Here is a 12,784-nt window from a genome sequence, read left to right on the forward strand (position 1 = left end):
CAGTCACCCCCTCTCTACTTGCCCACCGCCGCATTCCCATACAAATAATCCGTCGCCAACGACGCCAATGTCCTCACTCCAACCACCAACGCCGATTCATCGACAAAGAACCCCGGATTGTGATTCGGCGCGGCCTTGCTCATGTCCTGATCCCGCGGCGTCACCCCAAGAAACACAAACAACCCCGGCGCTTCTTTGGCGAAGAACGAGAAATCCTCCGCGCCGCCCACCAGCGGTCCCTGCACCACGTCATCCTTGGCGGCCCACTTCAACGTCGGCAGCATTTTCTCGGTCAGTGCCGGGTTGTTGATGGTCGGGTCGTATTTTTCGATGATGGTGACGTCGGCTTTCGCGCCGCCGCTTTCGGCGATTTTCTCGACTGTCTGGCGCACGTCGCTGTGCAGTTTCTGGCGGATGCCGTAGTCGTAGGAGCGGATCGTGCCGGTCATGTCGAGCGATTCGGGGATGATGTTGTAGCGGGTGCCGCCGTTGATGGTGCCGATGCTGACCACTGACGGGTAAGAGGAAATGTCGGTGCGGCGGCTGACCACGGTTTGCAGGCCGACGATGGTTTGTGCGCCGACGGTGATCGGGTCGATGCCGTCCCAGGGGCGGCCGGCGTGGGTTTGTTTGCCGTGGATCTTGATGCGCAGGTCGTCGGAGCTGGCCAGGGTCGGGCCGGGGCGGTAGGCGACCTGGCCGGCGGGGACGCCGGCCCAGACGTGCAGGCCAAATACCGCGTCGGGTTTCGGCGATTTCATCACGCCTTCCTCGACCATCATCTTCGCGCCCCAGGTGTTTTTGCCGTCGGGAATAAAATCGCTCGGACCTTCCTCGGCGGGCTGGAAGTAGAACACTACGGTGCCGGGCAGGGTGTCGCGCATGCCCGTCAGAATTTTCGCTGCGCTGAGCAGGATTGCGGTGTGGGCGTCGTGGCCGCAGGCGTGCATGACGTCGACTTCCTTGTCGAGATACGTGCCTTTGGCTTTCGAAGCGAACGGCAAGTCGGAGACTTCCTTGACCGGCAGCGCGTCCATGTCGGCGCGCAGGGCCACGGTCGGGCCGGGCAGGGCGCCTTTGAGAATGGCGACAACGCCGGTGCGGGCGACGCCGGTTTTCACTTCCAGGCCCATGGCTTGCAGCTGTTTGGCGACCAGTTCAGCGGTGCGTTTTTCAGTGTTGCCAAGTTCTGGATGAGCGTGAAGATCGCGGCGGGTGTCCAGCAGCTCCGGTTCGAGCTTCTGCGCCTGCTCGGCGATGCGCGTGCGGGCGCTGTCCATCGTCGCGGCGCTGGCGTGGCTGGCGACCACGGTGAGCAAAAGGGTCTGGGCAATGCGCGTCAGTTGCATGGGCTTCTCCTTGATTATTGTTGTGGGCTTCCTTGCCTGTGACAAAGGCTTTGCACGCAAGTGCGATCGAGTCAGGAAAGCGCTATGCGCTCCGACAGATTTACGTTTGAGCATAAGTTATCAGCGAAAACTCCTACCGCTTTATCAGTTCCGTCCGGCGTGACAGATAAAACGCGGGCGATAACCATGTACCGCACCGCACAACATCTATTTCCATAAATTTCTCCAGGTACCGGTCACGTTATTGGCTGTTTGAGGGTAACGGGTCAGTGCGACAAAACTATTGTCCACGGAGGACTTATAAATGCAGCGTAATGGAATAACGCTTCCGCCGATTGTTGTGCGTCCGGATAAACAAGATGAATATTTACATTATTTAGGTGCAGGGGACGGCTCGGGACCAGGCATTAACTTTGCGCCGTTGGGTGAAATACTCGATATGGAAAGTATCTACAAAGATACTTCCAGAAATATTGCTCAAGTCATCGAACATGAACTGGCAGAAGTGCGGGCAGCAGGCGATCAAAGTGTATTGCCGCCTTTGGATGCGCTGGCGCGGGAGATGCGATTCAGGGATTCCCTGATCGCCAGGAAGTTTGGTGCGCTTTTGGTGGCCAAGGACGTGGCCATCGAACGTTTCGGCCACGCCCAGGTTGAAACTTTTTTCAACGGAGGTCGTTTACCGCAAGTCAATCGGCGAAGCGCCAGCGTCAGCGTACGGCAGGCCTATAGCGCCTTGTTCAACGCCAAGTTACTGGTTGAAGGCATTGGCGTGTTGAACAGCCAGTCGGACACGGTCAAGGGCATGATTGCCGTGGTGCAAGCGCAGGAAGCCGAGCGGATCGCTCAGGAGCAGGCGCGGTTGGCGGCGGAACACGCCCGGCAGATTGCACAGGAACAGGCCCGCGTTGCTCAAGAGCAGGCGCGACGGCTGGCGGAAGAACTGGCGCGGCAGGCCGCCGCCAATGAACTCAGGCGGATCGAAGAAGAACAGGCCCGTTTGGCGGCTGAGGCACTGGAGCGCAAGCGTGCCGAGGAACAGGCGGCGCTTGAGGCTGAAGCCGAAGCACGCAGGGTGGCTGACGAAAAGCGCCGGCAGGACACCCCCGGTGGGCACAGTAGCCTTTTGCGCTTTCAGGGCAATACCAGCCACGCCCAACTGGTATTTGCGACGTCCGCTGGTGCGGTCGCAATTGCCGACAGCCTGATGGCGGGTCTTGCCGGTTCGATTCGCTCGGCGGTGGCAGGTTTATCGGGGCTGGCTGCTGGCACGGCGTCGGGTCTGATGGTCGGGGTAAGTGCGTTTGTCTACTCCCCGGTGTTGGGCAATGGGGAATTGCCTGAACGCTTTCTGCTCAGCCTCCCACTGGCAGATCTGCTGCCCGGTCAACTGCCTGATCTGGACAGGCTGGCAAGCGAAAGGGCACGACTGAATCTGCCGGTGCGTTTGAGCGCCCGGCCGCTGACGGGCTCTCTCGCCGAACTGCTTGTCGTTCCGGTAGCGGGGACAAAACGGCCTTCCGGCGTTCGCGTGGTTGCAGCTGGTTTCAACGCAGGGAACAACACTTACAGCGCGACCCTCACTGACATCCCGCCGACAACCGCGGTCTGGACTCCCGCAGTAACGCCGGCAGACAGTTCAACGCTATTCCCCATCGAGAATCCGTCCCCACCGCGATATATCGGCGGCAACCTCGTGCCGATTGACGGACGGATCGACGCTCACCCAGGGCGGGGCAACATTCGTTTCGACGACTTCATTCTGGTCTTCCCGTCGGAGTCGGGTGTGCCACCGCAGTACGTCATGTTCCGGGATCCGCGCAATGATCCAGGGGTGGCGAGTGGTCATGGAGCGCCGGTTGCGGGTGGATGGCTGGGGGCTGCTGCGCAGGGTGATGGGGCGCCAATCCCATCGCACATTGCTGATCAGTTACGGGGTCGTCAGTTCAACAGTTTCAGAGCATTCAGAGAAACATTCTGGAAAGCTGTTTTCAACGACGAAAAACTGGCTGACTTATTTAATGAAACAAGTTTGAACGAAATGAAAAAGGGCAAAGCCCCAATAGTTAGAATGAACGATTCAGCAGGAGCAAGAGTGAAATACGAACTGCATCATAAGGTCGGCTTGGCCGAGGGAGGGGATTTATATAATGCTGACAACATAAATATCGTTACCCCGAAGGCGCATGTTGAAATTCATAAAGGACTTTGATATGAGATCGATACAGGATATGAGAGAGGAAGATTTTCTCGAGTTTGTCAGGAAAATACATGATTCCGGGTTTACTACAGAAAAGCAGCAAATTGCTGCCATTCTTGAGTTCTCCCGGCTAGTTGAACATCCATCTGGTTACGATTTGATTTACTACCCAGAGGAAGGTAAGGATGGGCCTGAAAATGTTGTCTTGGAGGTAAAAAACTGGCGTTCCGCTAATGGCAAACCTGGTTTCAAAGCCAGATAAAGCTAGCCCCCTATTGGTATTACCTGCCAATAGGGGGCCATCTCTGTTCAGCTTTCCTTTTTGATTTCCCCCCCAGGCGTAATCACCTGCACACTCATCCGCGGTGTCGCCAGATCCAGCCCCGCCTCATCCAGTTGCCTTTTCAGCGAAAGGTTGAACGCCCGGGAAACTTCCCACTGCTTGATCGGCGCAGTCTTGAACCGTGCGCGCAAAATCGCGCTGCCGGACTCGAAACTTTCCACGCCCTGAATCTCCAGCGGCGACCAGATGTTGCGGCGTTGCAGCGGATCGCTGCGCATCTTCTGGCCGACGTCGCGCATCAGTTTGATCGCGTCGTCGATTTCCATGTTGTACGGCACGGCGACGCGGAAGATGGCGTAGCCGAATTCCCGCGAGTAGTTCTTGATGCTTTTGATTTCGCTGAACGGGATGGTGTGGACGATGCCGTCGATGTCGCGCAGGCGCACGGTGCGGATGGTCAGGCCTTCGACGGTGCCGAGGTGGCCGCCGACGTCGACGTAATCATCGATGGCCAGGGAGTCTTCGATGATGATGAACAGGCCGGTGATCAGGTCAGCGACCAGCGACTGCGCGCCGAAACCGATGGCCAGACCGATCACGCCAGCACCGGCCAGCAGCGGCGTGACGTTCATGCCCATGTTCGCCAGGGCGACGATCAGCGCGATGATGAAAATCGCCACGAACAGCACGTTGCGGATCAGCGGCATCATCGTCTGCGCCCGTGCATTCGCCAGGCCTTTGCGCGAGCGGGTGAGGGCGTGGTGCACGGCGGTGTCGGCGAGGATCCAGATCAGCCAGGAGAAAATCAGCGTGCCGATCAGGCTGAACAGTTTGACGCTGATGTCATGGCCATCGCCTTCGGCGAACGCGATCAGCGAATGACCCCAGACGCGCAGGCCCAGTTCGATGAAGATCAGCCACACCAGCAAATGCGTCAGGGTGTAGAAGAAGTTTTTCAGGCGCTCCGAGTACAGCGCATGGCGTTTCGGCCCGCGTTGCGGTTTCAGCGAATGGCGGCGCACCAGGCCGTTGATGACCATGCACAACACCAGCAGCACTGTGCAGATCAGCGACTGCCGCAGGGCGGTGCTGGTGTCGCCGGCGGAGACGAAGGTGGCGAACAGCGAGATGCCGACCAGCACCAGTGCCGGCACGTACCAGAAGGTGCCGAGAATTTCGATGGTGTCGCTGAGGGCGCGGCGTGTCAGGCGCCGCGACAGTGGTTGGTTGCGGATCAGGTGCGCGATCGGTCGGCGGAATCGCAGAATGAACAGGCCGGTCGACAGCGCCGCCAGCACATTGGCCGTGGTCGCGGCGGTGTGCGCCAGATGCACGCCAAGACTTTCGACCAAGCGCGGATCGCTCAACGCTTCACCGAACGCGGCGAAGCTGCCGATCAGCCACAGCGGCCGAAACGCTTGATGACGCAGGATGTACAGCGCGCGATGACGGTGCGGGCCGTCGAGCAGGGAGAAGGCGATCACACAGATCGCCGAGAAACAGGTGCCGACCACCAAGGCATACGCCAGCACCATCGCCAGGCTTTTGCCCAGCGAAGACGGCAGCACGTAGCTCATGTACACCGTGATCACCAACGCGATCAGCCACGGCCCGAGCTTGCGCAGGGCAAAACGCAGCATGTCGAGGGCCTTGGGGTGTTGCGGCAGTTCTTCGGTGAGGCCGAAGCGCAGACGCACGCGGTGGCCAAGCCAGATCAGCGCGGCGGCGAGCAGGCTCCAGACCATCAGGATCACCGCGAAACCGAAGATGATCGGCAGCCATTCATTGGCCGGCAGCAGCTTGCTGGTCAGTTCGTCCTTGGCCAGATCGAATTCGTTGGACCAGCGGGTAATCGGGCTGTCGGCGCCGGAAAACTGTTTTTCGAAGTTGGCGAGGGTGCCGCCGATCAGGCCCAGCACGCCTTCTTCGGGGGTGGTCTGAGCTTTCTTCGTGGCGTCGCGCAGCTTCTTCAGATCACTGAGCAGCTGCGCGCGTTGCTTGTCGTTTTCCAGCGCCTTGATCACTTCGTCCAGCGACTGGCCGAGGGGTTCCACGGCTTCAGGCTGCGGTTTGGAAGTGTTGAGCAGGCCGGGCAGACCGACTGCCTGGGCGGGCGCCAGCGGCAGCAGCGTCATCAGGCAGACAAGCAGCAGACCGGGCAAAGCAAAAAGACGAGCAAACACCAGAAGACAACCTCGCGATAGGCGGATGCGCTGGAGTGTACGAGGCCCCTTGGCGCAATGCGAGCCGGGCGCGGTCATTCGTTGAGTTTGGCGAGGATCTTGTAGACCACCGTGGCGAGGATCATCAGCATGCCGATCCACATGGCGAAAACCCCGGCGTTCTTGTCGCGGAAGTTGAAGCCGATGGCCAGCAGGATCATTCCGCTGAGGATGGGAATGAGCATGGCGTGGAAGGAGGACATCGAGATCATGGAGACTGCCTTGTCTGTAGAGGATTCTTGCAGTCTAGGCGGGTTTTCGAGGCAGGGTGTGATGTGGCTCAGGAATGCATCAGGCCGAGAGGATTCTGCTGTCTGCACAGGCGCTTTCGCGAGCAGGCTCGCTCCCACAGGTTGATTGGCATTCCAAGGGGAGATGACTGGCTCCCACAATGAAATGCAGTTCAATTGTGGGAGCGAGCCTGCTTGCGAAGCTTGTCAGCCGTTACGGCAATTCACGGCTGGCATAAAACGCGCTGAGCACTTTGACCAGATGCGCCAGGTCATGGCTGCCGCACAGTTCGCGAATCGAGTGCATGGCAAAGGTCGGCAGGCCAATGTCGACGGTGCGCACACCCAGATGGCTGGCGGTGATCGGGCCAATGGTCGAACCGCAGCCCATGTCGCTGCGCACCACGAAGCTTTGCACCGGGACTTCTTCGGCCATGCACAGATGGCGGAAGAAGCCGGCGGTTTCGCTATTGGTGGCGTAGCGCTGGTTGCTGTTGACCTTGATTACCGGGCCAGCGTTGAGTTTTGGACCGTGGTTGGCATCGTGCTTGTCCGCGTAGTTGGGATGCACGCCGTGGGCGTTGTCGGCCGACACCAGCAGGGATTTCTGAATGGTGCGGACGAACTCGTCACCTTCCGGCAACAGGCGGCGCAGGGTCTGTTCGAGCATCGGGCCGTCGGCGCCGCACGCCGAGCACGAGCCGACTTCTTCGTGGTCATTACAGACCAGCACGCAGGTTTCGTCGGTCTCGGCGGTGAGCAACGCTTGCAGGCCGGCGTAGCACGACAGCAGGTTGTCCAGACGCGCACCGGCAATGAAATCGCCGTTCAGGCCGATCACCGCCGCGCTTTGCGTGTCGTAGAAACTCAGCTCGTAATCCAGCACCACGTCGGCGTTCAGGCCGTGTTCGCGGGCCAATTGATCAGTGAGCACGGCGCGGAAATCGACGCGCTCGTCACCGGCGAATTGCGCCAGGATCGGCGGCAGTTCGGTCTGCGCGTTGATCGCCCAGCCCTGGTTGGCTTCACGGTTGAGGTGAATGGCCAGGTTGGGAATGATCGCGATCGGTGCCTTGAAGTCGATCAACTGGCTCTCGACCTTGCCGTCACGGCGGAAGGTCACGCGGCCGGCGAGCGACAGATCGCGGTCAAACCACGGCGCCAGCAGCGCACCGCCGTAGACTTCGACGCCCAGCTGCCAGAAACCCTGACGCTGCAGTTCCGGTTGCGGCTTGACCCGCAGGCACGGGCTGTCGGTATGGGCGCCGACCAGACGGATACCGTCGTGCAATGGCGAGTTGCGGCCCATTTTGATCGCGACGATCGAGGAGTCGTTACGGGTGACGTAATAGCGGCCGTTGGCCTCGGTGGACCATGGCTCGCGCTCGTCGAGGCGCACATAACCGGCGGCCTCCAGACGCTGAACGAGGCTGGCGGTGGCGTGGAACGGGGTAGGGGAGGCCTTGAGAAAGTCGATCAGGCCCTGGTTCAACTCTGCGCGCATAAGAAACTCCAGACAGCAATGGGCGGCAGTTTAACGCATCACTCGGCGCCATTGGGCAAGTGGTTTGCGCAAGCACGCTCAGGAGTGCTGATCGATGCGCTTGCGCAGGTAGGCGATGATGGCTTGTTGATCATCCTTTCTGGCGGGTTTCGGCAGGTGCTTCGGCCAGCCCTTGCCGCTGCCGAAGAAGGCCTTCTGCGCAACGCTGTCCCAACGCAGGATTTCCCGCGACGCCGACTCCCACCATTCGTGACGGCAGATCTCGTAATACGGGTGGGCAGGTGCAGCACTGCCGAACAGCAATGCCCGGCCGACTTTCTTCATGCCGCCGCGCTTTTTGCGAAGCTTCCACTTGATGCGCAGGCGCTCCCAGGTCGAGGGCACGGGCTTGCTGCGCGGAACCTCGGTGCACAGCGCTGGCAGTTCGGGGTGGAAGGCCTCGCCATGGCGGGCGAAAAAGTGTCTCTGCATGGCGTGGAAGAAGTTTTTGTCGGCGAAGTAGTGATAGACGAATTTCTTCGCTTCCTGGATCGGTTGGTCGCGCATGGCGAAGGACAGTGCAATCTGTTCGATCGTATGGATGTCGAACGGGTCCTGCGTCCACTCATCGATCAGCCGGATCGACTTGTCCAGCAGCGCTGCATCGCCATCGGTGACGCCGCACAAGCCACTGTTGTAGAGCTTGAAGCTGTTCGCCGACGAAATCCCGTGGACTTGCAGGCAGCGCGCGAGTTTTTCGTAGTCTGCCCGGTTACAGACGTAACTCCAGTCGTATTCGAAGCGGTCCATCACGTAACGCCCGGGCGTGATCATGCTGAACAGCCGGTGCGGCGAATCAAGAAACAGCGTGTCGGTATCGACGAACAGGGTTTTTTCGGCGAGTGTCAGGCCCAGCGCAATGGCGCACGCCTTGCGGCGGTGGTGGTAGCCGTTGTCGCCCTGCCACTGGATCAGGGTCTGCTCGCTCAAAGTGACGGTATCGACCGGCCAGCCGGCATAGTCCTGCGGACGATCGGTCAGCACTCGGATGCACAATGATTCACTTGGCTGCAGCTGTGCCAGGGCGGTGAGGATGCTGAATTTCGCCTCGCGCCGATAAACGTCTTTGTCACCATAGATCAGGTAGAGCAACTGGTGCGGTACTTTTTCCATGGGGGGGAAGGCTTCGCGCATAAGCGGCTCCATACGGCGGGGGGCGCGAGTTTACCGTATTGCTCCGCTGATTTGCAGGCCGGGCACTTGCTTCAAAGTGTTGCCGGGGTGGGCGTCAACCGGTGATCAGTCTGCCACTGAGGAAGACTTCTCGGCGCTGCTTGCGACCGACGTGTTCATGTTTGCTCAACTGATAGACCGCCTCGAACCTGTCTCTCGATAGACCGGACAGCGCGCTGAGATATTGATCGACCAGGCGATCGTAGGCGGCTTCGGTAATGAACTTGTAGATATCCCGACGATAGAAGAAGCCGAGTTGAAAACCGAGTGTTTCACTTGCGTGCGCGGTCGGGCCGGCGAAGCAGTTTTCAAAGTCGATGGCTTTGAGTGGCCTTTGCGTTTGCTCGGGCACCATGATGTTGCCCACCCAGAAATCCATGTGAGTGATGTTCTTGCTGGCGAGCGAGTTGAGCAGTTGAAACGCGTCGAGGATAAAGGCTTCGATGTTTTCGGGATTGCGTCTGATGCACTCGGCCCCATCAATATGGCCTTCAAGCAGATGAGTCAGCAGGAAGAACTCCTCGGTCAGGCCGAGTCTGCTGCGCGTATAGCCATAGCCCTTCAGTGGAGGCATCTCCACGCCCCGGCGCTGAGCTTCGAGGGAATTCATCAGCTCTTCGAGAGGCCAGTCGAAGCGCCCGTTGCGTTGCGGTTTGTTCAGGCTCACCCGCACCTTTGCCTTGAACGTGTCCAATGGCTGGACCTTGGCAAAAAGTGGTGTTTCACAGGACGACAACGGTGCGCTGGCCCGGGTCAGTTTGCGCGCGCGACGTTTTTTTATCAGCTGCTCCAGGGCTTGGCGTGCCTGGATGCTGGGTGCTTCGCTCAGGTGCAGGGTCGTGTTACCGAATGCGCACACGATGGGGTATTCGGATTGAAGTGTTTTGCTGCAGAACACGGAAGAGGCCTCCTGCCTGATATCGAAGTGCCATGATTTTATATTTGATTACAATTTTATGACAGTTCTTTACGTCAATCTATTGCCGGTGGAATTCTGGCAGGACAAAAAAAGCCCTTCGCAAGGAAGGGCTTTCAAAGTATTCACGCATTTCAGAATGGCGCCGGGCACTCGAAGCGCAGGCGTTCGCCGGTTTGCGGATGAGTGAAGCTGAGCATGCTCGCGTGCAGGCACAGACGTGGCCAGGCCGCCAGCGCTTGCTCGTGGGCGTAGAGTCCGTCACCGAGCAGCGGATGGCCGATTGACAACATGTGCACGCGCAATTGATGCGAGCGCCCGGTAATCGGTGTCAATTCGACCCGGCACCAATCGCCGCAACGCTCCAGCACCTTCCAGAACGTCAGCGCATGTTTGCCGAATTCGTGATCGACCACATGCCGTGGTTTGGTCGGTGGGTCGTAGCGCAGGGGCAGGTCGATGCTGCCGCTGTCCAGCTCCGGCTGACCCCAGGCCAAAGCGGTGTAGGCCTTTTCGGTTTCGCGATCATGAAACTGCCGCGACAGCTCGCGATGGGTGTCGGCATCCCGGGCCAGCAGGATGATACCGGAGGTTTCCCAGTCCAGACGATGGACGATGCGCGCTTCCGGGTAGCCGTTTTCCTGCAAGCGGGTAATCAGGCAGTCCTTGTTGTCGTCAGCGCGCCCGGGCACCGAGAGCAGCAGGGTCGGTTTGTCGACCACCAGTACGGCGGCGTCCTCATGGATGATGCGGATGTTGGACAGCGGCATTAAAACAGCCTCGTAACAAATGCCAACGGCGGTTCAGGACCATTCCACTGGGGAATGGCCCTGAACCGCCGTCATACCTGCCGGATCGACTCAGCGATCGGGCAGGGTGATGTTGAGTTCCAGAATCGAGCAACTGCCCTGGCTTTCCAGTGCAACATGTACGTCGTCGTTGCCGATGTTGACGTACTTGCGGATCACGTCGACCAGTTCCTTCTGCAAGGCTGGCAGGTAATCCGGCGTGCTGCGCTGGCCGCGCTCATGCGCCACGATGATCTGTAGACGCTCTTTCGCTACCGAGGCGGTACTTGGCTTTTTGTTGGCACGAAAGAAGTCAAAAAGGTTCATTACCTACCTCCAAACAGGCGCTCGAAGAATCCCTTCTTCTCGACATCGAGGAATCGGTGGGCTTTTTCTTTGCCCAGCAGGCGGTCGACGGTATCGCTGTAAGCCTGACCGGCATCGCTCTGGTCGTCGAGAATCACCGGCACGCCCTGGTTGGAAGCCTTGAGCACTGCCTGGGATTCCGGGATGACGCCGAGCAGGGTCACCGAGAGGATTTCCTTGACGTCTTCAACGCCGAGCATCTCGCCCTTCTCGACACGCTCCGGGTGATAGCGGGTGATCAGCAGGTGTTCCTTGATCGGGTCTTCGCCACGTTCGGCGCGGCGCGATTTGCTCGCCAGCAGGCCGAGCATGCGGTCCGAGTCACGTACCGAGGAGACTTCCGGGTTGGTCACGACGATCGCTTCATCGGCGAAATACATGGCCAGGTGCGCACCCTTCTCGATGCCCGCCGGGGAGTCGCAGACGACGAACTCGAATTGTTCCTTGAGCTCCATCAGGACTTTTTCCACGCCTTCGACGGTCAGCGCGTCTTTGTCGCGGGTCTGGCTGGCCGCCAGTACGTAGAGGTTTTCCAGGCGCTTGTCTTTGATCAGTGCCTGTTGCAGGTTGGCTTCGCCGTTTACCACGTTGACGAAGTCATACACCACGCGGCGCTCGCAACCCATGATCAGGTCGAGGTTACGCAAGCCCACGTCGAAGTCGACGATCACTGTTTTGTGGCCGCGCAGAGCGAGACCGGTACCGATAGCGGCGCTGGTGGTGGTCTTACCCACACCACCCTTGCCGGATGTAACCACGAGAATCTTGGCCAAGGTGTTTCACCCCTAAGGAAGAAGGACTGTTCAGCCCCTGAAAAACATCTCTTGAAAACTACTGCAGTCGGACAGCCTTGGCTGGAATTTGGCTTTAGGCCTTTTTCCTACTTCGTTTGAGCCGTTTTCGCTACGTTTTAGAGATGCTTGGAAAATGCGGCAGTATCCGTTAAAGCCGAATGATGTTCAACACGTCGCCTGACAGGCTGACCTGGACGCCCGAGCCCCACATCGGATCGCGACGCAAATCCTCGGAGACCTTGTAATGACCGGCGATGGAGATCAGTTCAGCGCTCAATTGCTGACAGAAAATCCGTGCCTTGGTGTCACCTTTGACGCCGGCCAGTGCTCGGCCGCGCATCGGGCCGTATACATGGATGTTGCCATCGGCGAGAAGTTCCGCCCCCGGACTGACCGATGAGACCACGACCAGATCGCCACCCTGGGCATATATCTGTTGGCCACCACGTACTGGCGTGGTGATTACGCGGGTCGGTTTGACCGTCGGCTCAGGTGGCTTTTCCGGCTTCTTTTTGACTTCGACTTCCGGCGTCTCCAGCGGACGCTCGCGGGCACCCGAGGGCGGTAGCACAGGGATGTCGATGGCGATGGCAGCGGCGATGTCTTCGATGCGGCTGGCGCGAATGGCCAGGGTACGCAGACCGTGCTGACGGCAGACGCGCATCAGCCCCGGCAGGTCAACCGCGCCCTGATTCGGCGGCAGTTTGTCCAGCGCCAGGACCAGCGGTGCATTGCTGAAAAAATTCGGCGCCTGGGCGACTTTGGCGGCCAATTGCCGATCGAGGCTTTCGAGGTCGTTACGGGCCAGTTCCAGCACAGTGATGGCCAGCATGCTGCCCTTGAGCTGGAATACGGGATCTTGGTCTAACGGGTCGGTTTGGCTCATGTCGGCATACAACGGCTTGTCACTAAAAGTGCCG

General features: G+C 59.3%; 12 protein-coding genes. 2 read left to right on the forward strand and 10 right to left on the reverse strand.

All coding sequences use genetic code 11. The annotated features are described in order from the left end of the window. Positions 1-14 precede the first annotated feature (14 nt). Positions 15-1,349, reverse strand: coding sequence for an amidohydrolase (locus OK411_RS09630; protein WP_264364787.1), 1,335 nt, complete (start codon positions 1,347-1,349; stop codon positions 15-17). Between the two features lie 304 nt (positions 1,350-1,653). Here OK411_RS09630 and OK411_RS09635 point away from each other — a divergent pair, with 304 nt between their 5' ends. Further along, positions 1,654-3,561 carry an S-type pyocin domain-containing protein gene (locus tag OK411_RS09635; protein ID WP_264364788.1) on the forward strand — a complete coding sequence of 636 codons (1,908 nt, stop codon included), beginning with the start codon at positions 1,654-1,656 and terminating at the stop codon, positions 3,559-3,561. 19 nt (positions 3,562-3,580) lie between these two features. Continuing rightward, positions 3,581-3,811, forward strand: coding sequence for a bacteriocin immunity protein (locus OK411_RS09640; protein WP_313869607.1), 231 nt, complete (start codon positions 3,581-3,583; stop codon positions 3,809-3,811). A 47-nt stretch (positions 3,812-3,858) separates the two neighbouring features. Here OK411_RS09640 and OK411_RS09645 read toward each other — a convergent pair whose 3' ends face one another. From OK411_RS09645 to minC, 9 genes are all read right to left on the reverse strand, one after another. Further along, entirely contained in the window at positions 3,859-6,015 is a 2,157-nt protein-coding gene (locus OK411_RS09645) for a mechanosensitive ion channel family protein (RefSeq protein ID WP_264364789.1), read from the reverse strand. Positions 6,016-6,089: 74 nt separating this feature from the next. Then, positions 6,090-6,266: a hypothetical protein gene (locus tag OK411_RS09650; protein ID WP_016773747.1), complete on the reverse strand. Its 177-nt coding sequence runs from the start codon at positions 6,264-6,266 to the stop codon at positions 6,090-6,092. Positions 6,267-6,498: 232 nt separating this feature from the next. After that, a complete protein-coding gene (locus OK411_RS09655; protein WP_016773748.1) occupies positions 6,499-7,788 on the reverse strand; it encodes a M18 family aminopeptidase in 1,290 nt (429 codons plus the stop codon). A 78-nt stretch (positions 7,789-7,866) separates the two neighbouring features. After that, positions 7,867-8,961 (reverse strand): hypothetical protein, encoded by a 1,095-nt coding sequence (locus OK411_RS09660; protein WP_264364790.1) that lies wholly within the window; start codon positions 8,959-8,961, stop codon positions 7,867-7,869. A 94-nt stretch (positions 8,962-9,055) separates the two neighbouring features. Then, a complete protein-coding gene (locus tag OK411_RS09665; protein ID WP_264364791.1) occupies positions 9,056-9,898 on the reverse strand; it encodes a hypothetical protein in 843 nt (280 codons plus the stop codon). Between the two features lie 152 nt (positions 9,899-10,050). Continuing rightward, complete coding sequence (locus OK411_RS09670) at positions 10,051-10,686, reverse strand: RluA family pseudouridine synthase (RefSeq protein WP_024012204.1); 636 nt, start codon at positions 10,684-10,686, stop codon at positions 10,051-10,053. A gap of 90 nt (positions 10,687-10,776) precedes the next feature. Beyond that, on the reverse strand, positions 10,777-11,031 hold the full coding sequence (gene minE, locus OK411_RS09675) for a cell division topological specificity factor MinE (RefSeq protein ID WP_003223146.1): 255 nt from the start codon (positions 11,029-11,031) through the stop codon (positions 10,777-10,779). Continuing rightward, positions 11,031-11,843 (reverse strand): septum site-determining protein MinD, encoded by an 813-nt coding sequence (minD, locus tag OK411_RS09680; protein ID WP_007913953.1) that lies wholly within the window; start codon positions 11,841-11,843, stop codon positions 11,031-11,033. The genes minE and minD overlap by 1 nt, the downstream gene beginning before the upstream one ends. A 169-nt stretch (positions 11,844-12,012) precedes the next feature. Beyond that, positions 12,013-12,750 (reverse strand): septum site-determining protein MinC, encoded by a 738-nt coding sequence (gene minC, locus OK411_RS09685; RefSeq protein WP_038861964.1) that lies wholly within the window; start codon positions 12,748-12,750, stop codon positions 12,013-12,015. Between the last annotated feature and the right edge of the window lie 34 nt (positions 12,751-12,784).

Source organism: Pseudomonas sp. RG1, assembly GCF_025910115.1.
Classification (GTDB): Bacteria; Pseudomonadota; Gammaproteobacteria; order Pseudomonadales; family Pseudomonadaceae; genus Aquipseudomonas; species Aquipseudomonas atacamensis.